Source organism: Actinomadura miaoliensis (genome assembly GCF_039536785.1).
Classification (GTDB): domain Bacteria; phylum Actinomycetota; class Actinomycetes; order Streptosporangiales; family Streptosporangiaceae; genus Spirillospora; species Spirillospora miaoliensis.
Genome location: NZ_BAAAZG010000036.1, coordinates 125,112 through 150,314 on the forward strand (window position 1 = coordinate 125,112; position 25,203 = coordinate 150,314).

The window sequence follows — 25,203 nt, forward strand, 5'->3', positions numbered from 1 at the left end:
ATCGCTCCCGCCGGTCAGGACTTGATCGGGGTGAACAGGTCGAGCCAGTACAGGACGTTCAGCAGCACGCCGCCGACGAGCACCGCGGCGGGCGCCGCCGCCATGCGGACCACCTTGCGGCCCATCGCCTCGTTCAGCAGGTACAGCCCGCCGACGATGAGGATGCCGAGGCCGCCGCCCATGGTGTTGGCGGCCATCAGGGAACCGAACAGGATCGCCAGTTCGATCGTGTCGCTGATCGCGCCGCGCAGGTGCTCGGAGCTGTCGCGGACCGAGGGCAGCCGTCCCAGCGCCCGGCCGATGGCCGACAGCGCCAGGACCTCGGCGGCGAACACCAGCGCGCCGCAGACCACCGCGAGGTACGGGCTGGGCAGCAGATAGCCGATCGGGTAGACCAGGGTGAACCCGGCGATGCCGTACGCGCCCGACGCCAATGCCGTGGTGGCGATCAGCGGGACGAAACCGAACACCCGGTAGAAGTCGACCTGGGCCGCCCCGCTGTGGTCGCCCTTCGCTATGAGGAAGCTGGTGGCCTCGCCGCCGCCGAAGACGTGCATCTGCGCCAGCAGGCACACGCCCGCGCCCAACAGCATGAACAACGGCAGGTGACGGCGCAGCCGCAGGGCGTTGGCGCTGAACAGCGACGCCATGGGGTCGTCCGCGCCGGAGGTCTCGGCGGCCGCCGGGGTGGCGGCCGATGTCCCAGGCGCGGTCGCGGCCGCGGCCCGCTCCTCGCGGCGCCGCCTGACGTCCTGGGCCACGGCGAAACCGATGAGCATCAGCACACCGACCGCCATGGCCAGGGCACCGGCGAACATCTTCGGCCAGAGCTTCATCGTCATCACCACGAGCACCAGCTCGATGACGCCCGCGACCGCGCCGTGCACCCGGCCGAACTGCCTGACGATCGCCAGCACCGGGAACAGCGTGAACAGGAACAGGATCGGCGTCGACATCTCCTGCATGGCCGTCAGGAAGTCGACCGGCAGTTCGTGGGCCGCGCTGTTGGCGCCCCCGAGGGCGAAGACGACGATCGCGCCCCATCCGGCGCCGAGGAGCGGCGCGAGCCACCGCCTGGGCGCCAGGAGCCCGAGGACGTCGGTGGGCAGGAACAGCAGCCAGGGGTTCAGCACTCCGGTGGACAGCGCCATCGGCGCGCCCAGCCCGAAGATGAACCCCGCTGACAGCCCGAACGACACCGCGGCGGTGGCGCCGCGCGTGGATCCGCCCCGGATGAAGTCGAGCAGGAACGGGCGCACGCCGTCGTTGAAGACGGCCAGCGCCAGGTGGGAGATGAGCGCTGTCAGCGCGCACAGGACGATGACCGTCAGTTCCTGTGACAGCGTGAAGCTCAGGCTTTCGCCCGCTGCGAGCATGGGTCTCACGGGTCACTTCCTCGATCGCGGACCGGTGCGTCAGCGGGCGTGCGCGACGATGGCGCGCGCGATGACGGGGGCGACGGTGTCGATCTGGTCCAGGGCGAACCCGAAGACCTTCTTGCCCTCGGTGAGCAGGGCCTGGACGTCGGCCTCGGTCGGCACGGACCGGCCGAAGGTGTGGCAGGCCTCCCTGCCCATCAGGCCGACCAGGACGCCGAGGGAGGCGCCCGCGCCGGTGTGGCAGGTGCCGAGGTAGTAGTCGGCCTGCCCGGCCCGCAGCCTCATCGCCGCCTCCATGTCGTTGCTGACGGCCACCTCGAGGGTCTCGGGCGCGACCTGGGCGACGGTCCGCGCGACGTCGACCTTGCCGACGCCGCCCGACAGGATCTTGATCATCGTGCTCGCCTTCTTCCGGGGCTGGGGGGTGGGGGGTCAGGTGGGCGAACGCTGTGCCAGGACGGCCAGATGCAGGCCCAGATAGTTGATCTCGGATTCGGGCAGGGCGGTGCCGAGCCGCCGCTCGGCCCGCGCGGCCAGCGCCCGGGCGCGCCGCACGGCCTCGGGATGGTCGGCGAGTTCGGCGGCGACCTGCGCGTCGGCGGAGGTCTGTTCGATCGGCTCGCCGTCCGCCAGCCGGGTCAGGGCCATCATCAGGTGGCTGGTGAGCATGCCCGCGCTGTCCTCGGTGACCGGACGGCCCTCGGCGGCCAGGGCCTCCAGTTCCGCCGTCACGAAGTCGGCGACCTCCCGCCGCACCTGGCCGGTCTCGGTGAACAGGCGGATCCGCCGAGCGAGCCGCGATTCCATGAGCTTCCCTTCGCCAACGGTCCCGGGGCCGTCCCTCGGGAGGACACGACGGGTCAGTAGGTGGGCAGACGATCCCCGCGCACGACCTGGCGCTGCACTTCGGTGATCAGGGACATGTCCACCGTCTCGCGCAGCACCGTGAACCGCCCGGCCTCGCCGGCCCGCGTCAGGAACGCCGCGCTGGAGTTGCGCTGCGCCAGCTCACGGGTGATCCGGTCGTCGAGCGGGACGGCCCGGACGCCCGGCCCGAGGCGGTCCTGGACCTCGTCCAGGTTCCACACCGTGGCGTCCACCTCGCCCCGCTCGAACAGGCTGCGGAGCTGCATGTAGGACGCCTCCACCCAGACGACGTCCTCGCCACGGCCGGTGAACGCGCGCTCGGCGAGCACGCGCTGGTCCTCCGAGGCCGAATCGACGGCCACCCGCAGTCCGGGAGCGTCCACCGTGACGCCGTCCCGCAGCAGCAGCCCGTGCGACCCGACATAGGTCTCCGCTCCCAGATCGGCCACCAGTTCCACCGGATGGCTCTCCACCAGCCGATCGGCGGCCAGCCGCGAGGCAACGACCAGGTCGGCCTTGCCCTCCAGCAGCGCCGCCACCCGCGCCGTGGCGCCCCGCATGAAGGTGACCGCGAAGGGAAGCCCGGCGGCCTCGTACGCGGCGCGCAGCCCGGACGCCAAGCCCTCGTACCGCCGCGAGTACGGCAGCGGCATGGCGGCCAGCACCGTTCCGAGCCCTGCCAGCCGCCACAGCCGCGCGCGGTCCGCCCGCACCAGGAAGGTGCCCAGGTGACCACGGGCGACCGTCTCGATCGCCCCGGTCTCCTCCAGCGTCTGCAGCGCGGCCTGCGCGGTGCCGTTGCCCACGCCCATCTGCTCGGCGTAGTCCCTCAGGCGCGGCAGCCGGGCGTCCTCCGCCTGATCGAGAAGCATGGCGGCCAGCCGCCGCGTCGCCAGGCCGTTGCGCGTCAGCAGCCGATCCTCAAGGTCGTCCACGGCCAGGACAATAACCAGAATCCTGGATACTGCACAAGACCCCCGAATCGGCACCGTTCGAATCGCCGAGCCGCCATGCCGTCGTCCCGACGGGGCGCCTCGTTGATGAGTTGAAGGTGTCCGACGGCCGGGTCCGAGGGCAGATGGTCGTCGGCTACTGCGTGGAGTCGCAGGGCGGGTAGTTCTTCGGGGCGCGTTGCTCGGTGGCCTCGATGTAGTCGGCGAGGGCCTGGCGGGAACGGACGAGAGTGTCGATGTGCTCGTCCAGGCCGTGCAGGCGTGCGCGCAGGGCGTCCAGGAGTTCGGGGCACGGCTCCAGGTCGGGGGCCGGGCCGGTGACGCAGGGAAGCAGGTAGGCGATGTCGTCGGTCGACAGCCCGGCTCCGAGCAGCTTCCTGATCTGGTGCACCGTCAGGACGGCGTCGTCGGTGTACTCGCGGTAGCCGCCGGCGCTCCGGCACGGCGTGAGCAGGCCCTGCGCCTCGTAGTAGCGCAGCTGATGCGTACGGACTCCGGTGCGCCGACTGAGTTCGCCGATCAGCATGCCCGCTTCTCCTTGACCTTCATACCGGTGTGAACGTTGAGGATTCTCGCATGTCCGCCAACTCACTCAGAGGGAGCGAATAATGCGGAATCACGAGGAGAGCCGTACTCCGGTGACGGTCATCGGCCTGGGGCTGATGGGGCAGGCGCTGGCCGGGGCGTTCCTGCGCGAGGGGCACCCCACGACGGTGTGGAACCGTACGGCGGCGAAGGCCGGACAGTTCGTCGCCCAGGGCGCGAAGCTCGCCGGCTCGGTCGCCGAGGCCGTCGCGGCCAGCCCGCTCGTGGTCGTCTGCGTCACGGACTACGACGCCGTGCGCAAGCTTCTCGAGCCGCTGGGCGAGGTCGTCGACGGCCGGGTCCTGGTGAACCTGACCTCGGGCACGTCCCAGGAGGCCCGCCAGACCGCCGAGTGGGCGGAGCGGCAGGGCGCCGCCTACCTCGACGGCGCGATCATGGCCATTCCCCAGGCGATCGGCACGGCGGAGGCGCTCGTCCTCTACAGCGGGCCGCGATCGGCCTTCGACCTGCACGAACCCGCCCTGCGGAGCCTCGGCGCGGGAATGATGCACCTCAGTTCCGACCACGGCCTGTCCTCGCTGTACGACGCGGCGGGGCTGACCTTGATGTGGAGCGTCCTGAACGGGTTCCTGCACGGCGCCGCCCTGCTCGGCGCGGCGGGCGTGGACGCCTCGACGTTCGCCTCGTTCGCCCGGCAGAACATCGGGACCGTCGCCGACTGGCTCCCCGGGTACGCGCAGCAGATCGATGACCGCGAGTACCCGGCCCCCGACGCCACGATCGGCACCCACCTGGCCGCGATGGAGCACCTCATCCACGAGAGCGAGGCCCTCGGGATCAACGCCGACCTGCCGAGGTTCTTCAAGGCCCTGGGCGACCGCGCCGTGGCCGAGGGACGCGGCGGCGACGGCTACGCGGCGCTGGTCGAGCTGTTCCGCGGCGCCTCAGAGGTGCGGGCATGACGGCGTTCGACCCGCGTGCTCTGCTCGCCGAGAGCCGGCTCGGCGTCCTCGCGACCATCAAGTCGGACGGCCGCCCGCAGCTCTCCCCCGTCATGCCCTTCTACGACCGGGAGACGATGGCCGTCGACCACGTCTACGGCGCCGAAATCCGCTGAGGGGGTCGGCCCACGAATGTTCGCCGGGGTTCGGCCGGCGGCTTCGGCGAGGGAGGGCGCTCCGCCGCGCGACGGAGCGCCCGCCGCAGGCCGACCGCCCGCGTGCGCGGCGGCCCCGGGCGCTCCATGGACTACGCTCGCCCGAGTTCATGAACGGACATCGTGACCGACGACGGGGGCACGAACGATGACCGCGACCGGCGTGGAGGGCGAGAGGCGACTCCGGCGCCGTCAGGACTGCGCGGGCCGCCGGTGAAGGGGTTCGCGCGGCGGGAGTTCCAGCTGGTGCTGCTCCGGCGGATGGCCGACTACCAGCCGGACCTGGTGGCCGGGGCCGTGCGTTCGCTGGGGTCGTCCCGCACGGAGATGCGCGAGGTGAACGCGCGGTGGCAGCGGATCGTGCGGTCGCGGACGTTCCCGCCCGGCCGGCGCCGCCACGAGGCCGTGCTCGGGCCACCGGCCGGCACTCGCGAACAGCGGATCGGGGACGTGGTGTGCGAGGCGGCGTGGTGGCCGCCGTTCGCGCTGTGGCCGGACCTGCGGTTCGAGATCCTGGTCGCCCCGGACGGCTCGGTGCTGCATGAGTGGCTGGTCCGGGCCGACGACGCGACCGCGCCCGAGGTGAGGGGCGTCGGGGACCTGGAGCCGTGGTGCTGCGTCGTCGGCGATCTGGAGCGGTGGTTCGGCGACGTCCGGCACCATCCCGGTGAGGTGCCCAGCCGGTGGCACGCCGGGTTCACCACGGCGGACGGCGAGTCCTACGTGGCGCATTTCGTCTGGGGGCTGCTCCAGCAGGTGGTCAGCGTGGGTTGATCGCCGCGGGCCCCCGGCCGCCGTCGTACTCCGCCTGGGCCGCCAGGAGGGCGCCGGCGTGGCACCGGATCCAGGCGGCGAGCGCTTCGAGCGGCTCGGTGACGCCGCGGCCGAGGTCGGTGAGGCCGTAGGTGACCTTGGGCGGCGCGGACGGCTCCACGGTGCGCGTGACCAGGCCGTCGCGCACGAGGGTGCGCAGCGTCTGGGACAGCATCTTCTCGCTGATCCCCTCGATCTCCCCGCGCAGTTCGTAGAAGCGCAGGTCCCCGTCGCGCATCGCGGTCAGGACGCGCACGCCCCAGCGGCTGGTGACGTGGTCGAGCACCGCGCGGGCCGGGCATTCCCTGTGAATGGTGTCACTCATCGTCGCGGCGCCGTACCCGTGAGCTGGAGGTTTCCCTGGCGGTCGAGACCTTACCCGAAGGTATGTCCCTTCGAAAAGTTAGCTCGGTCGCCTAGCGTCGTCGCGGGATCGGGAACGAAGGAGGCGGTCATGGGTCAGGTGGCTCTGATCACCGGTGCGAGCAGGGGCATCGGTGCGGCGACGGCGGTGCGGCTGGGCCGCAGGGGTTTCCACGTGGTGGTGAACTACCGCGGGGACGCGGCGGCGGCACGGAAGGTCGTCGAGGAGATCGAGGCGTCGGGCGGGACGGCCCGCGCGGTGCGGGCGGACGTGCGCGACCCGCGGGACGCGGCGCGGCTGGTGGACGCCTGCCCCGGGCTGGACGTCCTGGTCTGCAACGCCAACGTCCAGCCGCCGTTCGCCGCGTTCGCGGACATGTCGTGGGAGGCGTTCCGGGAGAAGGTGGACGGTGAGCTGGCCGCGGCCTTCCACGTCAGCAAGCGCGCCCTGGAGGTGATGCGGACGCGGCGGAGCGGGCGCGTCGTGTACGTGTCCAGTCTCAGCGCCGAGCTCACCCGGCCGGGGGCCATCGCCCACGCGACCGCCAAGGCCGCGCTGGACGCGTTCGCCCGGCACGTGGCGATGGAGGCGGGAGCGTACGGGGTCGGTGTCAACGTCGTGGCGCCGGGCGCCGTCCGCACCGACGCCACCGCGCACATGCTGACCCCCGAGCGGGAGGCCGCCATCGCGAAGACGTCGGTGCTGGGGCGGATGGTGGAGCCCGACGACGTCGCCTCGGTCATCGCCGCGCTGGTGACGGGTGAGCTCGCCGCCGTCGCCGGGACGCGCATCCCGGTCGACGCCGGGTCCCGCGTGCTGGGTGGACAGTCCCGATAGGCCGGCCCGCCCACCGGCCGTGCCGCGCCTTCACCCCGATTTGAGGTTTTCCGGGAAGGAACAGGCCCCTGACCACGCGAGGCGGCACTCAAAAGCCCAATAACCACTTCAATGAGACACTTGAAGTGCAGAAAGAAATGCCTGGAAGGGGTGCCGGTGAAATTCGTGCTCGAAGTGAATATGGGCGAGAAGGCGTTCGACGGGAACGCCGCCGCCGAGCTGGGGCGCATCCTCAGGTACTGGGCGGGGAATCTGAAGCACTACGCCCTGGAGCCCGGTGCCGGGTCGGAGATCTACGACTCGGCGTACCGGCAGGTCGGGCAGTGGGCGATCGTCCAGGAGCAGGGCGCGTCGTGACGCGCCGGCGTCGTCCCCCGGGCGCGTGAAGCCCGGGGGACGACGCGCGAGGCTCAGGCCTCGACTTCGGAGCGGTCGCCGCCCCAGAGGGTGTGGAAGGAGCCCTCGCGGTCGACGCGCCGGTAGGTGTGGGCGCCGAAGAAGTCGCGCTGCCCCTGGGTGAGGGCCGCGGGCAGGCGCTCGGCGCGCAGCGAGTCGTAGTAGGCCAGCGCGCTGGAGAAGCCGGGCGCCGGGATGCCCAGCTGCGCGGCGGTGGTGACGACGCGGCGCCAGGCGTCCTGGGCGGCGCCGACCGCCTCGGCGAAGTGGTCGTCGGTCAGCAGCGTCGGCGTCCGCGGGTCGGCCTCGTAGGCGGCCCGGATGCGGTCCAGGAAGCGGGCGCGGATGATGCAGCCGCCGCGCCAGATCGTGGCCATCTGCCCCAGGTCGATGTTCCAGCCGTACTCTTCGCTGCCGGCCTGGATCTGGTGGAAGCCCTGCGCGTAGGCGACGACCTTCGAGGCGTACAGGGCCTGCTCCACGTCGTCGGCGAAACCGGACAGGTAGCGCACGTCGTTCTGCGGGCCGGGCAGGCCGCGCGCCGCCCGGCGCAGGTCCGCGTGGCCGGAGACGGACCGCGCGAACACCGCCTCGGCGATGCCCGACACCGGGACGCCGAGGTCGAGGGCGGTCTGCACGGTCCAGCGGCCGGTGCCCTTCTGCTCGGCCTGGTCCAGCACCACGTCGACGAACGGGCGGCCGGTGGCGGCGTCGGTGTGCGCCAGCACCTCGGCGGTGATCTCGATGAGGTAGGACTCCAGCCGCCCGGTGTTCCAGGTGCGGAACACCTCGGCGATCTCGGCCGGGGACAGCCCGGCGGCGTGCCGCAGCAGGTCGTAGGACTCGGCGATCAGCTGCATGTCGGCGTACTCGATGCCGTTGTGCACCATCTTCACGAAGTGCCCGGCGCCGTCCGGCCCGACGTGGACGCAGCACGGCGTGCCGTCGACCTTGGCGGCGATGTCCTCCAGCAGCGGGCCGAGCGCCTCGTAGGACTCGGCCGAACCGCCCGGCATGATGCTCGGGCCGTGCAGCGCGCCCTCCTCGCCGCCGGAGATGCCGGTGCCGACGAAGTGCAGCCCGCGTTCGCGCAGCGCCGCCTCGCGCCGCCGGGTGTCGGCGAAGTGCGCGTTCCCCCCGTCGACGATCATGTCGCCCGGTTCCAGCAGCGGCGCGAACTCCTCGATGACCGCGTCGGTCGGCGCCCCCGCCTTCACCATGATCACCAGGCGGCGGGGGCGTTCCAGCGACGCCACGAACTCCTCGGGCGTCTCGGCGGGGACGAACGTCCCCTCGTCCCCGAACTCGGTCACCAGCGCCTTGGTGCGGGCCTCGGTGCGGTTGTGCACGGCCACCGGATGCCCGTGCCGGGCGAGGTTGCGGGCCAGGTTCCGGCCCATCACCGCCAACCCGGTGACACCTATGCGCGCCTTGCTCATTGGCATGTCTCCTCTTCGTTCGGGCCCCACACCCGTGGGTACGCGGGTGGGGTAGCCCACTGTTCGGTCAACCGGGCGGCCGCATGCCCTTGTTCCTTTCAGGGAACTGGACGCATCGTAGAGATCGCGGAGCCGCGAGGGGGAAAGCCATGCTGGGACTGCCGCAATCGGTCGACGCCTGCCTGTTCGACCTGGACGGCGTACTTACCCGTACGGCCGCTGTGCACGCCGCCGCGTGGAAGCGGATGTTCGACGAGTACCTGCGGGCGCGGGCGGAGGCCACCGGTACGCCGTTCGTCCCGTTCGACGAGGTCGGCGACTACGGCAAGTACGTGGACGGCAAACGCCGCGAGGACGGGACGCGCTCGTTCCTGACCTCCCGCGGCATCACGCTGCCCGAGGGCAGACCCGATGATCCGCCCGACGCCGAGACCATCCGGGGCCTCGGCAACCGCAAGAACCAGCTCGTGCTCAAGCTGCTGGAGGAGAAGGGCGTCGAGGTGTTCGACGGGTCGGTGGCGTACGTGCGGGCCTGCCGGGAGGCCGGGCTGCGCACCGCCGTGGTGTCGTCCAGCGCCAACACCGTCCAGGTGCTGGCCGCGGCGGACATCACCGGCCTGTTCGACGCGCGCGTCGACGGGGTGATCGCCCAGGAACGTGATCTGCCCGGCAAGCCCGCGCCCGACATGTTCCTGGCGGGGGCCGAGGCGGTCGGGGTGCCGGCGGCGCGCGCGGCGGTGTTCGAGGACGCGCTGGCAGGTGTCGAGGCGGGTCATGCGGGGGACTTCGCCTACGTCGTGGGCGTGGACCGGGTCGGCGGCGACCACCGGGAGGCGCTGGCACGGCACGGAGCCGACATCGTGGTCGGGGACCTATCCGAACTTCTGGAGGACAAGTGAGCGACGGGCGCGGGGGCCGTCACACCACCAAGGTGGATCTGCCGGTGTTCACGGTCGAGCCGTGGTGCGTGCGGGAACCGGAACTGCGGCTGGACCGCCTGGCACAGAGCGAGTCGGTCTTCGCTCTGTCGAACGGGCACATGGGGCTGCGCGGCAACCTGGACGAGGGCGACCCGCACGGGCTGCCCGGCAGTTACCTCAACTCGTTCTACGAGCTGCGGCCGCTGCCGCACGCCGAGGCCGGGTACGGCTACCCCGAGTCGGGGCAGACCGTTATCAACGTCACCAACGGCAAGCTGATCCGGCTGCTGGTGGACGACGAGCCGTTCGACGTGCGGTACGGGCGGCTCGACTCGCACGAGCGCATCCTGGACATGCGGGCGGGCACGCTGACCCGCCAGGTGGAGTGGACCTCGCCCGCCGGGCGCTCGGTGCGCGTCACCTCGGTGCGGCTGGTGTCGCTGACCCAGCGCGCCATCGCCGCGATCTGCTACGACGTCGAGCCGGTCGACCACTCGGTGCGCGTGGTGGCGCAGTCGGAGCTGGTGGCCAACGAGTCGCTGCCCGACCTCGGCCGTGACCCGCGCACCGCCGCGGTGCTGGAGTCGCCGCTGGTCAGCGAGGAGCACGTCACCAACCACACCAAGGCGGTCCTGGTCCACCGCACCCGGCACAGCGGGCTGCGCATGGCCGCCGCGATGGACCATCACATCGAGGGTCCCGACCACATGGCGACCGACATCGAGAGCTACCCGGACGTCGCGCGGCTCACCGTGGCCACGCGGCTGGAGCCGGGGCAGCGGCTGCGGATCGTCAAGTACCTGGCGTACGGGTGGTCGAGCCGGCGGTCCCGTCCCACGCTGCACGACCAGGTGGTGGCGGCGCTGGCGGCGGCCCGGCACACCGGCTGGGACGGCCTGCTGGAGGAGCAGCGCGCCTACCTCGACGACTTCTGGAGCGGCGCCGACGTGGAGGTCGACGGCGACGCCGAGGTGCAGCAGGCGGTGCGGTTCGGGCTGTTCCACATCCTGCAGGCCGGCGCGCGCGCCGAACGCCGGATGATCCCCGCCAAGGGCCTGACCGGGCCCGGGTACGACGGGCACACCTTCTGGGACACCGAGACGTTCGTGCTGCCCGTGCTGACCTACACCCACCCGTCGTCGGCGGCCGACACGCTGCGGTGGCGGCACATGACGCTGGGCCTGGCCCGGGAGCGCGCCCACCAGCTCGGCCTGGCGGGCGCGGCGTTCCCCTGGCGGACGATCCGCGGGCAGGAGTGCTCGGGGTACTGGCCCGCGGGCACCGCCGCGTTCCACATCAACGCCGACATCGCCGACGCCGTCGTGCGGTACGTGGACGCCACCGGCGACGAGGAGTTCGAACGGGAGGCCGGCCTGGAGCTGCTGGTGGAGACGGCGCGGCTGTGGCGCGGCCTCGGCCACCACGACGTGGAGGGCGTGTTCCGCATCGACGGCGTCACCGGGCCCGACGAGTACAGCTCGATCGCCGACAACAACGTCTACACCAACCTGATGGCGCGGCGGAACCTGCGGGAGGCCGCCGCGATGGCCATGCGCCACCCGGACCTGGCCGAGCGGCTCGGCGTCAGCACCGAGGAGGCCGCGTCGTGGCGGGACGCGGCGGCGGCCATGATGATCCCCTACGACGAGCGGCTGGGCGTGCACCCGCAGAGCGAGGGGTTCACCAACCACGCGCGGTGGGACTTCGCGGCCACCAAGCCCGAGCACTACCCGCTGCTGCTGAACTACCCGTACTTCGACCTGTACCGCAAGCAGGTCGTCAAGCAGGCCGACCTGGTGCTGGCCATGCACATGTGCGGGGAGGCGTTCACCTACGAGCAGAAGGTCCGCAACTTCGACTACTACGAGGCGCTGACGGTGCGGGACTCCTCGCTGTCCGCGCAGACCCAGGCGGTGATCGCCGCCGAGGTGGGGCAGCTGGACCTGGCGCACGACTACCTCGGCGAGACCGCGCTGATGGACCTGCACGACCTCAACCGCAACACCCGTGACGGCCTGCACATCGCCTCGATGGCGGGCGCGTGGAGCGGGCTGGTCGCCGGGTTCGGCGGGATGCGCGCGGCCGACGGGGTGCTGCGGTTCGCGCCGCGGCTGCCCGGCGGCATCAGCCGGCTGGCGTTCTCCATGCGCTACCGGGGCAACCGGCTGAAGGTCACCGTGACCGGCGAGTCGGCCTGCTACGAGCTGCTGGAGGGTGAGGGCCTGCGGCTCTTCCACTACGACCAGGAGTTCGAGCTGGCCGACAAGCCGGTGGAGATGGACGTCCCGCACGTGCCGAGCAGCCCGCGGCCCAGCCAGCCGGTCGGGCGGGAGCCGGCGCCGCGCCGCGTCGACCCGCACGGCCACGGCCGGGACCGCAACCACCGGGCGTTCCAGCAGCCGCGCACGTCGCACGCCCGCTGACGGCGGCGCCGCCGGTCCTGTGCGGTCGCCGGGCCGGCGGCCGTTTCAGCAGTCGGTGGAGCAGGAGCCGGCGGCGGCGGAGGCGGCGGCGTCCTCGCGGGCCGCGTGCGGGCGGCGGGAGCGCTCGCCGTGGCGGACGAGCAGGCGGCGGGGGCCCGGGCCCTCGTCGCCGAGCCGGTCGTAGGGGTTGGCCAGCGCGCACTTGTTGATCGACAGGCAGCCGCAGCCGATGCAGTCGGTGAGGTCGTCGCGCAGGCGCTCCAGCTGCGCGATGCGCTCGTCGAGGTCGGCGCGCCACGTCTCGGACAGGCGGGCCCAGTCCTCCACCGTGGGGGTGCGGCCCTCGGGCAGCGTGGCCAGCGCCTTCTTGATCTCGCTGAGCGGGATGCCGACCCGCTGGGAGACCCTGATGAAGGAGACCCGGCGCAGCGTGTCACGGCTGAAGCGGCGCTGGTTGCCCGCGGTGCGGCGGCTGCTGATCAGTCCCTTGGACTCGTAGAAGTGCAGCGCCGACACCGACACGCCGCTGCGTTCGGCGAGCTGGCCGACGGTGAGCTCGTGCACCCTGTGCTCCAGCCGCGTCATGGGACGCATCCTAAACGACCGGAATGCCGGTCGAACGGGTCCGGCACGTCCGGCGGCGGCCGCCGGACGTGCCGGGGACGGGGCTACGGGTGCGCGGGGGACGCGCCGCCGGGCCGCATTCCGGGCCGGGTCATCTCCCGGGCCAGGCGGCGCAGCCGGAACGCGGCGCCGACCATCGCGGCGCCGAACACGATGGAGAAGAACCCGATCATCCAGACGACCGCCAGCGCGCCGGACACCGGCCACACCAGCAGCAGCACCCCGAACAGCACCGACACGGCGCCGCTGAGCGCGTACAGCCACTCGCCCCGGATCACGTGCCGCAGCCGGATCGCCGCGACGATCTCCAGCACACCGGTGACCAGCGCCCACACCGCGATGAGGAACAGCAGCGCCAGCCCGGTGATCCCGGGCCACACCAGCGCGACGATCCCCAGCACGATGCCGCACACGCCGGCCACGCCCAGCCACGCGCGCGACTCCCCCGGCACGCCGCGCGCCGCGGCGACCAGCGAGCCCACCCCGTCCACCAGCGCGTACGCGCCGAACAGCAGCACCAGGGTCAGCACGGTGATGCCCGGCCAGATCCAGGCGATCAGGCCGAACAGGATCGCGACCGCCCCGCGCAGCGCCAGCGTCCACCAGCCTCGGGCCAGCAGGTCGTCCATGGGGTCCTCCCCGGGAGAAATCGTCCTGTCCGCGTAACGTCGCCGGAGACGCGACCCGACAAGCCCAACAAGTGGTGCAAATAGGACAAAAAGCCGCGAGGTCACACCCGTGGGTGTGACCTCGCGGCCTGCGCCCGCCCGGCGGGCCCGCCGCGTTCCCGGGGCTCCCTACGCCCCGCCGCGGCCGCCCGCGGGCGTCACTCGCCGAGGCGGTGCAGCAGGGCGCGGTACTCGTCCCACAGTTCCTTGGGCAGGTGGTCGCCGAAGGTCTCGAAGAACGCGGGGACCAGCGCGGCCTCCTGCTTCCACACCTCGGGGTCGACGCTCAGCAGCGTGTCCAGGGCGGCCTCGTCCAGGTCCAGGCCCTCGGTGTCCAGCGACTCGCGGGTGGGCAGGTGGCCGATCGGGGACTTGACCGCGTCGGCCCGCCCGTTGAGCCGCTCGACGATCCACTTGAGCACCCGGCTGTTCTCGCCGAAGCCCGGCCAGATGAACCTGCCGCCGGCGTCCTTGCGGAACCAGTTGACGTAGTAGATGCGCGGCAGCTTCTCGGCCTCGGTGGAGCGGCCGATCTTCAGCCAGTGGCCGAAGTAGTCGCCCATGTTGTAGCCGCAGAACGGCAGCATGGCGAACGGGTCGCGGCGCAGCTCGCCGACGGTGCCCTCGGCCGCGGCGGTCTTCTCCGAGGCCACGTTGGCGCCCAGGAACACCCCGTGCTGCCAGTCGAACGACTCGGTGACCAGCGGAACGGCGCTGGCGCGGCGGCCGCCGAACAGGATCGCCGAGATCGGCACGCCCTTGGGGTCCTGCCACTCGGGCGCGATGATCGGGCACTGCCCGGCCGGGGTGGTGAAGCGGGCGTTCGGGTGCGCCGCCGGGGTGCCGGACTCGGGCGTCCAGTCGTTGCCCTTCCAGTCGGTCAGATGCGCGGGCGGCTCCTCGGTCAGGCCCTCCCACCACACGTCGCCGTCGTCGGTGAGCGCGACGTTGGTGAAGATGCTGTTGCCCCACAGCGTCTTGACGGCGTTGGCGTTGGTGCCCTCGCCGGTGCCGGGGGCGACGCCGAAGAACCCGGCCTCGGGGTTGATCGCGTACAGCCGGCCGTCCTCGCCGAAGCGCATCCAGGCGATGTCGTCGCCGATCGTCTCGACCTTCCAGCCCGGGATGGTGGGCTGCAGCATGGCCAGGTTGGTCTTGCCGCAGGCGGACGGGAACGCGGCGGCGACGTAGCGGGTCTCGCCGTCCGGCGGGGTCAGCTTGAGGATGAGCATGTGCTCGGCCAGCCAGCCCTCGTCACGCGCCATGGTGGAGGCGATGCGCAGCGCGTAGCACTTCTTGCCCAGCAGCGCGTTGCCGCCGTAGCCGGACCCGTAGGACCAGATCTCCCGGGTCTCGGGGAAGTGCGAGATGTACTTGGTGCTGTTGCACGGCCACGGCACGTCCTGCTGGCCGGGCTCCAGCGGCGCGCCGACCGAGTGGACACACCGGACGAACGACCCGCGCTCCTCGATCAGCCGCAACGCGTCGGTGCCCATCCGCGTCATGATCCGCATCGACACGGCGACGTACGGCGAGTCGGTGATCTCCACCCCGAGCTGGGAGATCTTGCCGCCCAGCGGGCCCATGCAGAACGGCACCACGTACATGGTGCGCCCGCGCATGCAGCCGTCGAACAGCTCCCGGAAGGTGGCGCGCATCTCGTCCGGGGCGATCCAGTTGTTGGTGGGACCGGCGTCCTCCTCCTTTTCGGAGCAGATGAAGGTGCGGTCCTCGACGCGGGCCACGTCACTGGGATCGGAGGCGGCGTAGAAGCTGTTGGGACGCTTGGCCGGATTGAGCCGTTTGAAGGTTCCCTGCTCGACGAGAAGGTCGGTCAGGCGCTCCCATTCCGCGTCCGAGCCGTCGCACCATTCGATCCGATCGGGACGGGTGAGCTCGGCGATCCCGCGCACCCAGTCAATCAGCTCGCGGTGACTGGTCGGGGCCTGGTCCGGGCCGGTGGCCGAGGACGCGGTGACCTGGTGGGACACGGGCTACTCCTTCAGCAGTTCGCAGGATCTCTGCATCATGAACAAACCCGCTCGTTTTTTCCATTTGGTCTGGACCACTTGTAGCGGGTCATTGGGAGCAGACCTACCCATTTGTGACTGATATCACCGGCCGAGCCGTTCGGAAAGCGCTTCCATCGCGCCGTTGCATGAGAAGGTTCAAGCCGGGTAAACCCTTGTTTCGGTGGCCTTCAAGGCCGCCCAAACCGGGCTGCCCGGGGTCAATTCGAGTTCGGCGACGGCGGCCGGCGTCACATCGGCGGCCGCGGCGAGCGGCGGCCCGTCGAGGCGGACGCGCACGCGGTCGCCCTGCCGCTCCACCGCCGCCACCCGCGCCCGCCACACGTTGCGGGGGCTGCCTTCGGGACGGGACCGGTACAACGCGACCGCGGCTGGCTCAAAAGCCAGGAAAACCTCTCCCTGCAGATGGTCAACCGTGTCCACCACCATGCCACCGCCCTCGTCCCCGCCCCCGATCCGCACCGAGGAGCCCTCGGCACGGCCCCGGTAGAGGTTGAGCCCCACCAGGCGCGCCACGTACTCGGTGCGGGGATGCCGGGCCACGTCGGCGGGGCGTCCCTGCTGCACCGGCCGCCCGTCCTCCAGCACCACCAGCCGGTCGGCCAGCACCATGGCGTCCAGCGGGTCGTGCGTCACCAGCACGGTGGCGCCCTCGAATCCCTCCAGGCGGCGCCGCAGCGCGGACCGGATCTCCAGCCGTGTGTGCGCGTCCAGCGCCGACAACGGCTCGTCCAGCAGCAGCAGGCGCGGCCCCACGGCCAGGGCCCGCGCCAGCGCGACGCGCTGGGCCTGACCACCCGACAGCGCACGCGGCCGCACCGAGGCGTACTCGGCCAGGCCGACCTGCTCCAGCCACCCGGCGGCTACGCGGCGCGCCTCACGCTTGCGCACGCCCTGGCAGCGCAGCCCGAACGCGACGTTCTCCAAGGCGCTCAGATGCGGGAACAGCAGGTAGTCCTGGAACACCATGCCGATACCGCGCCGCTCCGGGGGCAGCGGGCGCAGTTCCCTGCCGTCCACGCGGATGTGCCCGTCGGCCATGGGGACGAGCCCGGCCAGCGCGCGCAGCGCCGTGCTCTTGCCCGCCCCGTTGGGCCCCAGCAGGGCGACCACCTCGCCGGGACCGGCCGTCAGTTCCAGGTCCAGTTCGAAGCCGCCGCGCCGTACCAGCAGCCGCGCGTCGAGCCCGCTGCGGCCGGCGGCCCACTCCCGCCGGTCTCCCGTCACCGGTGCGCCAGGACGGCTCATGCGTTCACCCACCGGTCGCGCAGGGCGGCCAGGACGAGCACCGACACCGCCAGCAGCACCAGGCTCAGCACGATCGCCGCCTGCGGGTCGGTCTCCAGGGCCAGGTAGACGGCCAGCGGCATCGTCTGGGTGCGGCCGGGGAAGTTGCCCGCGAACGTGATCGTCGCGCCGAACTCGCCCAGCGCCCGCGCCCAGCACAGAATGGCGCCCGCCAGGACGCCCGGGGCGACCAGCGGCAGCGTCACCCGGCGGAACGTCGTCCAGCGGGTGGCGCCCAGCGTGGCCGCCGCCTCCTCGTAGCGCAGGTCGGCTGCGCGCAGCGCGCCCTCCACGCTGATCACCAGGAACGGCATCGCCACGAACGTCTCGGCGAGCACCACGCCGGCGGTGGTGAACGGCAGCGTGATGCCGAACGCCTCGTCCAGCCACTGCCCGACCAGCCCGCGGCGGCCCAGCACCAGCAGCAGCGCCACGCCGCCGACCACGGGCGGCAGCACGAGCGGGACGGTCACCAGGGCCCGCACGAGCCGGGCGCCGGGGAACGGCACGCGCGCCAGCAGCCACGCCAGCGGCACGCCCAGCACCAGGCACACGCCGGTGGCGACGGTCGCGGTGAGCAGCGACAACCGCAGCGCCTCCAGCACCTGCGGCTCGGCCAGGCGGGTGCCCAGCGTCGACCACGGTGCGCGCACCAGCAGCCCGACCAGCGGCAGCACCAGGAACGCCAGGCCGACCAGCGCGGGCAGCACCAGCATCCACGGCGGACGCCCCAACCCGCGATCGCGCGCCGCCCCGGCCGCGGGCGGGCGGACGGTGCCGGGCGCCCGGGTCACGGCGCCTCGAATCCCGCCCGGGTCAGCGCCGTGCGGCCCTGCTGCGACAGCACCAGCCCGACGAACTCCCTGGCCAGGGCGGGCTGCGGAGCCTCGGCCAGCGGCGCGATCGGGTAGTCGTTGACCGCCTCGGCCGACTCGGGGAACTCCACGCCCGTCACCTGCCCGGACGCGGCCCGCACGTCGGTGCGGTAGACCAGCCCGGCATCGGCCTCGCCCATCCGGACCTTGGTGAGCACGGCCTTGACGTCCTGCTCGCGCGACACCGGCGTGACCTTCACGCCGCCCGCCCGCAACGCCTGGCCGGCGGCGGCGCCGCAGGGCACCTGCTCGGCGCACAGCACGACCTTCAGCCCGCGCGCGGCCAGGTCCGGCAGCGCCCTGACCTTGCCCGCCTCGTTCTTGGGAACGGCGATGACCAGCCGGTTCCTCGCGAAGACCGCCGGCCGTCCGGACGCGGCGCCCTTGTCGGTGACGGTCTTCATCGTGGCGGGGCTGGCGGCGGCGAACACGTCCGCCGGGGCGCCCTGGACGATCTGCTGCGCGAGGGTGGAGCTGCCGCCGAAGTTGAACCGCACCTTCACGCCCGGGTGCGAGCCCTCGAACGTCTCGCCCAGCGCGGTGAACGTCTCGGTCAGGGACGCCGCGGCGAACACCGTGAGGGTCCTCCCGCCCTTCCCGGCCCCTGCGGACGCGCCGCCGTCGCCGACGTCGCCGCAGCCGGACAGGGCCAGTGCGGCGGCGGCCAGCAGGGCCGGCGCCACGGCCGGGATCGGTACGCGCTTCACCACGGTTCTGCGGTCCTCTCGCGTTCGCCGAGTCCGTCCGGGCGGGCTCAGCCGAGGTCGGGCAGTTCGACGACGACGTTGGTGGACTTCACGACGGCCTCGGCGAGCACGCCGACCTCCAGGGCCAGTTCGTCGGCCGCCTCCCGGCTCATCAGCGACACCACGCGGAACGGGCCGGCCTGGATCTCCACCTGGGCCATCACCCCGTCCCGGCGCACGTCGGTGACGATGCCGCGCATCCGGTTGCGCGCGGAGGAGAACCGCTCCCCCGGCTCGCCGTCGCCCCCGCGCCGCCCCTGGTCGCGGACGAACGCGGCCAGCTCGGCGCCGGGGACGCGCCGGTGCCCGTGCTCGTCGCGTACGGCGGGCAGCCGCCCGCCGTCCACCCAGCGGCGGACGGTGTCCGCGCTGACCCCCAGCAGCGCGGCCGCCTCACTGATCCGGAACGTCGTCACGAGGCCAAGCGTAGACCTCGGCAGATGCGAAGGAAACACGGCGGAACTCACCGCAGATGCAAGGTATGGCGACCATCGACTCTCGCAGATGCGGCTAGTCGTCGACGAGCGCCTGGGTGAGCATCCCGAGGGTGGACCAGTCGGCCGACCCGTCCCGGAGCAGCGCCCCGAACGTGGTGATCTCGATGTGGGTGCGCTCGCCGTCGGCGGCCACGCCGTGCGGCCCGGCCGCCGCGCGCAGCCGCGCCAGCTCCGGCTCGGTGATCTCGGCGGAGAACAGATGGGCGCGGTGCGCCGACAGGGTGGCGGTGAGCTGCCGTTCGCCGTGCGGGCGCAGCCGCGCGGCGTCCAGGACCAGGCCGGTCTCCTCGGCCAGCTCGGCCGCCGCCATGGCCCGCGGGTCGGCCGCCCGGGGCCCGCGCGCCGACCCGCCGGGCAGCTCGTGGACGAATCCGTCGGGCGTCGCGGCGGGGCCGCGGAACTCCCGCACCAGCACCACGGTCGTGTCGTCGAGCGTCGCCCCGCGCCGGTACAGCGCGACCACGCCGACGTCCGGCCGGGACAGGACGATCTCGTTGTCCTTGATCCGGTCTTCGGCGGCCACGTGCATCCGGACGCGCAGGGCCCAGTGGTCGCCGTGCCGCCACACCACACGCGCGCCGCACAGGGTGTTGCCCGCCGCGCGCTGCGCGCCGTACCAGCGCTGGAACGGCTCGGTGCGCCACACCAGCAGGGGGACGGCGCACTCGCCGCCCGAACGGGGCGCGCCCGCGCCGATCCGCTCCAGCGCCGCCGCCACCGTGCCGGGCAGGTCGCCGGCCGTGGGCACGCCGTACTTGTCCGCGTAGTGCCGCAGGTAGGAGTTCTTGGGCGCGTCCGGGGGCGCGCCGAACACGACCCGGCCGCTGTCGTGCCACATCCCCCACTCGACGTTGGTGGTGAACGCGGGCATCGTCTTCAGGTCGCGCGGCACATAGAACAGCACCTCGTCGGACAGGTGCAGGCAGCGCTCCTCCCACTCGACCTGGTCGGTGTAGTCCTCGTAGCGGTCATGCCGGTGCTCGGGCACGAACACCACCAGCCGCCCGGGGTGGCGCCAGCGTGCGCGCAGCTCGCCGACCGCCTCGGGCCGCCAGGACGGGACGTCGGGGGTCCGGGGGGTGGGCCCGGCCAGGAACACCGCCGCGCTCCAGGCGTCCGGCGGTTCCTCACGGGCGTGCACGACGACGACCTCACTGCCCACGATCGCCTTTCCTCCTCGCATGCCGTCCTTGATGGCCGGGTTGTATGACCGGGTTGGATACCAAATGACGTGCTTGGACCCGAACCTTACGGGTAAAGGGGCTCCAACAAACACATCACGTTCGCCCGGTCAGGAGGAGATCATGACTGGGACCATGCGGGCTCCGCGCACCCGGGGCCTCCTCAGCGGGATCCTTCTCGTGCTGCTGGGGCTGTGGGGCGCCCTGCTGCCTTTCATCGGCCCCTACGCCCACTTCGGCTTCGCACCCGACGAGCCCTGGGTGTACACCGCCGCGCGGCTGCAGCTGAGCATACTTCCCGGGATCGCCACGGTCATCGGCGGGCTGATCCTTCTCGTCAGCGCCAACCGCGCGGTCGCGATGTTCGGGGCCTGGCTGGCCGCCCTGGCCGGCGCCTGGTTCGTCGTGGGCCACACGCTCGGGATGCTCTGGGACCTCGGCACTGCCGGCGCCCCCCTCGGACCGAGCACCGCCAAGCGCGTGACCGAGCAGATCGCGGGGTTCAGCGGCCTCGGCGTGGTGATCGTGTTCCTCGCCGCGTTCGCCCTGGGCCGCTTCGCCGTGGTCGGCGTGCGGGAGGCCCGGCGTGCCGCGGAGACGGCGGCCGCCCGCGAGGCCGCCGCACGCGACGCCGCGGCACGGCCCGGCGCGGCACGGCCAGGCGCAGGCCAGGCCGGCCCCACTCAGCCGATCGCCCCGACGCACGGACGTTACGGCCGGGCGTCCGGCTACGGGCCCGCGCCCGGCACCGAATCCCCGCCGCGGGGCGAACCCTCGTCGCCGCCCCCCGGCGCCCCTCCGCCCGCCCCCGGAACCCCGGGACAGCAGGCGCCCGCGCCCGGAGCGCCCGGGTCCGGAGCGCAGAGGCCGGGAGGGGCGGGCCCGGTGCCCGCCGAACAGCACGACGAGCGGGTCGCCGGTGAACGCCGCGACCAGCACCATCCCTGACCCGGCGGCCGCGACGCGCGTCGCGCGCCGGACATGAGCAACCGCTCCGTGCGGGATATCCGCGCCCCCCGCACGGAGCGGCGCCATGTCCGGGGCGTGTCCGGCGGCCGCGTCGTCAGCGGTCGCGGGCGCGCATGTTGCGGACGGTCTTGGTGGGCTCGTAGGCGCGCCTGTCGTCGTCCACCGGAACGTCGTCGCGGTCGGTGAACATCGCCACGAAGGCGACGAGGAGGCCGACGGCGCCGATCCACGGCTCACGCCAGGCGAAGCTGAGCGCCACACAGGCCGCCGCGCACCCGAGCAACAGCAGGAACCTCACCCGCAAACTAGAACATGTTCTCGTTGCCGCGTCAACGAGAACATGTCCCTCACTTGCGCTTGCCGCGCTTCTCCCGGATGCGCATCGTGATGTCGATGGGCGTGCCGGCGAAGCCGAACTCCTCGCGCAGGCGCCGTTCGATGAACCGCCGGTAGCCCTCCTCCAGGAAGCCGGTGGTGAACAGCACGAACCGGGGCGGCCGCACGCCCGCCTGGGTGGCGAACAGCACCCGGGGCTGCTTGCCGCCCCGGATCGGGTGCGGGTGCGCGGCCACCAGGTCGGCGAAGAACTGGTTGAGCTTGGACGTGGGCACGCGGGTGCCCCAGCCGTCCAGCGCCGTGTCCAGGGCGGGCACCAGCTTGTCCACGTGCCGTCCGGTGCGGGCGGAGATGTTGACGCGCGGCGCCCACCGGGCGTTGTGCAGCTGCCGGTCGATCTCGCGTTCGAGGTAGTGGCGGCGCTCCTCGTCCAGCAGGTCCCACTTGTTGTAGGCGATCACCAGCGCCCGGCCGGACTCGATCACCATCGACACGATCCGCAGGTCCTGCTCGGCCAGCGACTCCGACGCGTCGATCAGCACCACCGCCACCTCGGCCCGCTCCAGCGCCGACTGGGTGCGCAGCGTGGCGTAGAAGTCGGCGCCCTGGTTCTCCCGGTGGCGCCGCCGGATGCCCGCGGTGTCGATGAACCGCCACTCGCGGCCGCCCAGCTCGATCAGCTCGTCCACCGGGTCGCGGGTCGTGCCGGCGACCGAGTCGACCACCGCGCGCTTCTCCCCCGCCAGCTGGTTGAGCAGGCTGGACTTGCCGACGTTGGGACGGCCCAGCAGCGCCACCCGGCGCGGCCCCCCGGCCTCGGCGAACGTCTCGGGCGGCGGCTCGGCGGGCAGCGCGTCCAGCACCGCGTCCAGCAGGTCGCCGCTGCCACGGCCGTGCAGGGCGCTGACCGGGTGCGGCTCGCCGATGCCCAGCGACCACAGCATGGCCGCGTCGGCCTCGGTCGCCACGTCGTCCACCTTGTTGGCGACCAGCACCACCGGCTTGCCGGACCGGCGCAGGATCTCCACCACGGCCTCGTCGACGTCGGTGGCACCCACCGTCGCGTCCACCACGAACATCACCACGTCGGCCAGGTCGACCGCCAGCCGCGCCTGCTCGGCGATCGCGGCGGCCAGGCCGGAGGCGTCCGGCAGCCAGCCGCCGGTGTCGACGACGGTGAAGCGGCGGCCGCTCCAGTTGGCCTCGTAGGCGACGCGGTCGCGGGTCACGCCCGGCACGTCCTCCACGACCGCCTCACGGCGGCCCAGGATCCGGTTGACCAGGGTCGACTTGCCGACGTTGGGACGGCCCACCACGGCCACGACCGGAGCCGGCGCCGCCGCCTCGTCCGCGGCCGCCGGGCCGTCCACCGTCTCGATCTCGTATTCGCTCACTGTTCCCCGCTCGCCTTCGAGGCGCCACGCGCGGCGCCGGCTGCCCTCCTCGTCCGTCCGTTCCGCGGACCGTCCGTGCCCGGCCGTGCGGCCCGGCTAGGACGCGTCCTTCGCCAGCCGCACGACCGTCTCGATCACCTCGTCCAGGGTCAGCTCGGTCGAGTCGATCTCGTGCGCGTCCTCGGCCCTGGCCAGCGGCGAGGCCGCCCGGGTGGAGTCGAGCCGGTCGCGGCGGGCCTGCTCGGCGCGCGTCACCGTCACCGTGGCGCCGGGGTCGGCGGCCAGGTCCCTGGCTCGGCGGGCCGCGCGGGCCTCCTCGCTGGCCGTCAGGAAGATCTTGACGGGCGCGTCGGGCGCCACGACGGTGCCGATGTCGCGTCCCTCCACGACGATGCCGCCCGCGCCGATGATCTCGCGCTGGAGCGCCACCAGCCGCTCGCGCACCCGCGGCACGGCGCTGACCGCGCTGACCGCGTTGGTCACCTCGCGGGTGCGGATGGGGGCGGACACGTCCGTGCCGTCCACCGCGATGGTGGGGGCGTCGGGGTCGGTGCCGGACTCGATCACTGGCTCCCCGGCGCGGGCCGCGACCGCCTCGGCATCCTCGACCGGCACGCCCGCCCGCAGCATCCACCAGGTCATGGCGCGGTACATGGCGCCGGTGTCGAGGTAGCGCAGCCCCAGCGCGCGGGCGACGCCCTTGGAGGCACTGGACTTGCCCGACCCGGAGGGGCCGTCCATGGCGATGACGAGCGGCACGATCGCTCCCTTTCCGTGATGCGGCGGCTTGCCCGCGAGTCTCCCGCGGCGGGCGCGCGGACGGCCCCGGGGGGTGCCGACGGCCGTTCCCCCGTCGCGCCAGCGTACCCGTGTGCGCGGCCCCGTCGGGCCCGCTCCGGGCCGTTGCGAGCCGTTATGACCCGTTATGGGCCGTTATGCCAGGCCGGGGACCGACCAGCCGCGCGAGCGCAGCTCCTCGGCCAGCCGCTGCGCGGCCTCGGGCTTGACCGAGATCTCCAGCACGCCCAGCGGGCGGCCCGGGGAGTGCTCGATCGTGACGTCCTCGATGTTGACCCCGGCCACGCCCGCCGCCTGGAAGATCATGGCCAGCTCGCCGGGGCGGTCGGGGATGACCACCTGCACCGCGGCGTAGGCGGACGGGTCGCCGCCGTGCTTGCCGGGGATGCGCGAGCGGCCCGCGTTGCCGCGCAGCAGCAGGTCGGCGACATGGGTCGCGGCCTCCTCGCTGCCGTCGCGCAGCAGCGAGGCCGCCACGGCCAGGTCGGTGGCCACGGCCTCCAGCACGTCGGCGACGGGGGCGGCGTTGCCGGCCAGGATGCCGATCCACAGCCGCGGGTCGCCGGCGGCGATGCGGGTCACGTCCCGCAGGCCCTGCCCGGCCAGGCCGAGCGCCATGTCGTCGGCGCCGGTCAGCCGGGCGGCGACCGCGGCCGACACCACGTGCGGGGCGTGCGAGACCAGCGCGACGGCGCGGTCGTGCTCCTCGGCGTCGACGGTGACGGGCTCGGCGCCGCACGCCCGGGCCAGCGCGACCACCGTTTCGACGGCCTCCGGCTCCGACTCGGCGGGCGGGCACAGCGCCCACGAGCGGCCGAGGAACAGGTCGGCGCGGGCCGCCGCCGGGCCGGAGCGCTCGCGCCCGGCCAGCGGATGGCCCGGCACGAATGTGCCCAGGTCGCAGCCCAGGTCGCGCGCCTGCCGCAGCGGCAGCGCCTTGACGCTGGCCACGTCGGTGTAGACCTTGGCCAGCCCGCGCTTCTGCGCGTCCAGCAGGGTGACGGCCACGGCGGCGGGCGGGACGGCCAGCACCGCCAGGTCGGCGGGCCCCGCGGTGGGATCGGCGGGGGCGTCGCCGTCCGGCAGGGCCGTGCCCGCGCCCAGCTCGACGGCCATCGCCAGCGCGGCGGCGTCGCGGTCGGCCAACTGCACCTCGGCGCCGCGCTCGCGCATGGCCAGGGCGATCGAGGTGCCGATCAGCCCCGCCCCGATCACCACGATCCGCCGTGGAAAGCCCTCTTCAGCCACCCGACAAGGGTAGCGGCCCCGGATGCCCGCCCGTGCCGCGCCGCGAACCGCTCACCGCGCCGGGTTCACCGCGCCTTTCACTGCGCCGGGTTCACTGCGCGATGTCGAGCCGCAGCGCGGTCGCGCCGCGCAGATAGACGTGCTGGACCTCCGAGCGGGGACGGTCGGTCTCCACATGCGCCATCAGCCGGATGACCCGCGGCAGCGCGTGCGGCACGCCGATCTCGCTGGCGCACAGCAGCGGGACCTCGTGGAAGCCCAGCTTGCGCGCCGCCAGCGCCGGGAACTCGGCGGCCAGGTCGGGCGTCGCGGTGAAGATCACGCTGATGACGTCGTCGGTGGTCAGCGCGTTGCGCGTCATCACCTCGGTCACCAGTTCGGTGGTGGCCGCCAGGATCTGGTCCCGGTCGTCGGCGTCCACCTGCGTCGCCCCCCGGATCGCGCGTACCGCCACGTT

Annotated in this window: 27 protein-coding genes and 1 pseudogene; 8 read left to right on the top strand and 20 right to left on the bottom strand. The window is 73.0% G+C overall.

Annotated elements, in window-relative coordinates; genetic code table 11:
* Positions 1-14 precede the first annotated feature (14 nt).
* The 5 genes from ABD811_RS24075 to ABD811_RS24095 all read right to left on the bottom strand — a co-directional run bounded on the left by ABD811_RS24075 (position 15) and on the right by ABD811_RS24095 (position 3,725).
* Entirely contained in the window at positions 15-1,376 is a 1,362-nt protein-coding gene (locus ABD811_RS24075; protein WP_344952126.1) for a YhfT family protein, read from the bottom strand.
* Between the two features lie 39 nt (positions 1,377-1,415).
* Positions 1,416-1,775, bottom strand: coding sequence for a DUF2620 domain-containing protein (locus ABD811_RS24080; protein ID WP_344951860.1), 360 nt, complete (start codon positions 1,773-1,775; stop codon positions 1,416-1,418).
* A gap of 36 nt (positions 1,776-1,811) precedes the next feature.
* Complete coding sequence (locus ABD811_RS24085; protein WP_344951863.1) at positions 1,812-2,186, bottom strand: PRD domain-containing protein; 375 nt, start codon at positions 2,184-2,186, stop codon at positions 1,812-1,814.
* Positions 2,187-2,239: 53 nt separating this feature from the next.
* Complete coding sequence (gene yhfZ / locus ABD811_RS24090) at positions 2,240-3,181, bottom strand: GntR family transcriptional regulator YhfZ (protein ID WP_344951866.1); 942 nt, start codon at positions 3,179-3,181, stop codon at positions 2,240-2,242.
* 154 nt (positions 3,182-3,335) lie between these two features.
* Entirely contained in the window at positions 3,336-3,725 is a 390-nt protein-coding gene (locus ABD811_RS24095) for a MerR family transcriptional regulator (protein WP_344951869.1), read from the bottom strand.
* A gap of 82 nt (positions 3,726-3,807) precedes the next feature.
* Between ABD811_RS24095 and ABD811_RS24100 the strand changes: the two genes are divergently transcribed.
* The 3 genes and pseudogenes from ABD811_RS24100 (at position 3,808) to ABD811_RS24110 (ending at position 5,675) form a co-directional block, all read left to right on the top strand.
* Positions 3,808-4,707, top strand: coding sequence for an NAD(P)-dependent oxidoreductase (locus tag ABD811_RS24100; RefSeq protein WP_344951872.1), 900 nt, complete (start codon positions 3,808-3,810; stop codon positions 4,705-4,707).
* Positions 4,704-4,823, top strand: a pseudogene (locus ABD811_RS24105) (PPOX class F420-dependent oxidoreductase); the annotation flags it as partial. The gene ABD811_RS24100 and the pseudogene ABD811_RS24105, both read left to right, overlap by 4 nt.
* 291 nt (positions 4,824-5,114) lie before the next feature.
* The gene (locus tag ABD811_RS24110) at positions 5,115-5,675 is read left to right on the top strand and encodes a hypothetical protein (RefSeq protein ID WP_344951874.1); all 561 of its coding nucleotides are present in this window, start codon (positions 5,115-5,117) and stop codon (positions 5,673-5,675) included.
* Here the strand turns inward: ABD811_RS24110 and ABD811_RS24115 are convergent.
* Positions 5,662-6,039 carry a winged helix-turn-helix transcriptional regulator gene (locus ABD811_RS24115; RefSeq protein ID WP_344951877.1) on the bottom strand — a complete coding sequence of 126 codons (378 nt, stop codon included), beginning with the start codon at positions 6,037-6,039 and terminating at the stop codon, positions 5,662-5,664. The two genes, ABD811_RS24110 and ABD811_RS24115, sit on opposite strands and share 14 nt — an antisense overlap.
* Before the next feature lie 129 nt (positions 6,040-6,168).
* Here ABD811_RS24115 and ABD811_RS24120 point away from each other — a divergent pair, with 129 nt between their 5' ends.
* Positions 6,169-6,915 (top strand): SDR family oxidoreductase, encoded by a 747-nt coding sequence (locus tag ABD811_RS24120; protein ID WP_344951880.1) that lies wholly within the window; start codon positions 6,169-6,171, stop codon positions 6,913-6,915.
* A gap of 156 nt (positions 6,916-7,071) precedes the next feature.
* Positions 7,072-7,272 carry a hypothetical protein gene (locus ABD811_RS24125; protein ID WP_344951883.1) on the top strand — a complete coding sequence of 67 codons (201 nt, stop codon included), beginning with the start codon at positions 7,072-7,074 and terminating at the stop codon, positions 7,270-7,272.
* A 53-nt stretch (positions 7,273-7,325) separates the two neighbouring features.
* Here ABD811_RS24125 and gndA read toward each other — a convergent pair whose 3' ends face one another.
* On the bottom strand, positions 7,326-8,750 hold the full coding sequence (gndA, locus tag ABD811_RS24130) for an NADP-dependent phosphogluconate dehydrogenase (RefSeq protein ID WP_344951886.1): 1,425 nt from the start codon (positions 8,748-8,750) through the stop codon (positions 7,326-7,328).
* Positions 8,751-8,899: 149 nt separating this feature from the next.
* On the opposite strand from gndA, the gene ABD811_RS24135 reads away from it, so the two are divergent.
* Together ABD811_RS24135 and ABD811_RS24140 are read left to right on the top strand one after the other, a co-directional pair.
* Complete coding sequence (locus ABD811_RS24135; RefSeq protein ID WP_344951889.1) at positions 8,900-9,649, top strand: beta-phosphoglucomutase family hydrolase; 750 nt, start codon at positions 8,900-8,902, stop codon at positions 9,647-9,649.
* Positions 9,646-12,093, top strand: a complete 2,448-nt coding sequence (locus ABD811_RS24140) for a glycoside hydrolase family 65 protein (RefSeq protein ID WP_344951891.1) — start codon at positions 9,646-9,648, stop codon at positions 12,091-12,093. The genes ABD811_RS24135 and ABD811_RS24140 overlap by 4 nt, the downstream gene beginning before the upstream one ends.
* A gap of 45 nt (positions 12,094-12,138) precedes the next feature.
* On the opposite strand, the gene soxR is transcribed toward ABD811_RS24140, so the two are convergent.
* The 8 genes from soxR to ABD811_RS24180 form a co-directional block, all read right to left on the bottom strand.
* Positions 12,139-12,678 (bottom strand): redox-sensitive transcriptional activator SoxR, encoded by a 540-nt coding sequence (gene soxR / locus ABD811_RS24145; RefSeq protein ID WP_425549455.1) that lies wholly within the window; start codon positions 12,676-12,678, stop codon positions 12,139-12,141.
* Positions 12,679-12,761: 83 nt separating this feature from the next.
* Positions 12,762-13,346, bottom strand: a complete 585-nt coding sequence (locus ABD811_RS24150; RefSeq protein WP_344951896.1) for an HdeD family acid-resistance protein — start codon at positions 13,344-13,346, stop codon at positions 12,762-12,764.
* A 197-nt stretch (positions 13,347-13,543) separates the two neighbouring features.
* Positions 13,544-15,376 carry a phosphoenolpyruvate carboxykinase (GTP) gene (locus tag ABD811_RS24155; RefSeq protein WP_344951898.1) on the bottom strand — a complete coding sequence of 611 codons (1,833 nt, stop codon included), beginning with the start codon at positions 15,374-15,376 and terminating at the stop codon, positions 13,544-13,546.
* A gap of 177 nt (positions 15,377-15,553) precedes the next feature.
* Positions 15,554-16,663, bottom strand: coding sequence for an ABC transporter ATP-binding protein (locus tag ABD811_RS24160; protein ID WP_344951901.1), 1,110 nt, complete (start codon positions 16,661-16,663; stop codon positions 15,554-15,556).
* Complete coding sequence (locus tag ABD811_RS24165) at positions 16,660-17,418, bottom strand: ABC transporter permease (RefSeq protein WP_344952129.1); 759 nt, start codon at positions 17,416-17,418, stop codon at positions 16,660-16,662. Before ABD811_RS24165 ends, ABD811_RS24160 begins: the two co-directional genes overlap by 4 nt.
* A gap of 74 nt (positions 17,419-17,492) precedes the next feature.
* Positions 17,493-18,284 (bottom strand): molybdate ABC transporter substrate-binding protein, encoded by a 792-nt coding sequence (gene modA / locus ABD811_RS24170; protein WP_344951904.1) that lies wholly within the window; start codon positions 18,282-18,284, stop codon positions 17,493-17,495.
* A 47-nt stretch (positions 18,285-18,331) separates the two neighbouring features.
* The gene (locus tag ABD811_RS24175) at positions 18,332-18,739 is read right to left on the bottom strand and encodes a TOBE domain-containing protein (protein ID WP_344951907.1); all 408 of its coding nucleotides are present in this window, start codon (positions 18,737-18,739) and stop codon (positions 18,332-18,334) included.
* Between the two features lie 94 nt (positions 18,740-18,833).
* On the bottom strand, positions 18,834-20,003 hold the full coding sequence (locus ABD811_RS24180; protein ID WP_344951910.1) for a nucleoside 2-deoxyribosyltransferase domain-containing protein: 1,170 nt from the start codon (positions 20,001-20,003) through the stop codon (positions 18,834-18,836).
* Positions 20,004-20,124: 121 nt separating this feature from the next.
* Between ABD811_RS24180 and ABD811_RS24185 the strand changes: the two genes are divergently transcribed.
* Positions 20,125-20,949, top strand: a complete 825-nt coding sequence (locus tag ABD811_RS24185; protein WP_344951913.1) for a hypothetical protein — start codon at positions 20,125-20,127, stop codon at positions 20,947-20,949.
* Positions 20,950-21,064: 115 nt separating this feature from the next.
* Here the strand turns inward: ABD811_RS24185 and ABD811_RS24190 are convergent, their stop codons facing one another.
* The 5 genes from ABD811_RS24190 to aroH form a co-directional block, all read right to left on the bottom strand.
* Entirely contained in the window at positions 21,065-21,268 is a 204-nt protein-coding gene (locus ABD811_RS24190) for a hypothetical protein (protein ID WP_344951916.1), read from the bottom strand.
* Between the two features lie 49 nt (positions 21,269-21,317).
* Complete coding sequence (der, locus tag ABD811_RS24195; RefSeq protein ID WP_344951919.1) at positions 21,318-22,700, bottom strand: ribosome biogenesis GTPase Der; 1,383 nt, start codon at positions 22,698-22,700, stop codon at positions 21,318-21,320.
* Positions 22,701-22,796: 96 nt separating this feature from the next.
* Positions 22,797-23,459, bottom strand: coding sequence for a (d)CMP kinase (gene cmk, locus ABD811_RS24200; protein ID WP_344951923.1), 663 nt, complete (start codon positions 23,457-23,459; stop codon positions 22,797-22,799).
* Positions 23,460-23,633: 174 nt separating this feature from the next.
* On the bottom strand, positions 23,634-24,746 hold the full coding sequence (locus tag ABD811_RS24205; protein WP_344951926.1) for a prephenate dehydrogenase: 1,113 nt from the start codon (positions 24,744-24,746) through the stop codon (positions 23,634-23,636).
* Positions 24,747-24,837: 91 nt separating this feature from the next.
* Positions 24,838-25,200, bottom strand: a complete 363-nt coding sequence (aroH, locus tag ABD811_RS24210; protein WP_344951929.1) for a chorismate mutase — start codon at positions 25,198-25,200, stop codon at positions 24,838-24,840.
* Between the last annotated feature and the right edge of the window lie 3 nt (positions 25,201-25,203).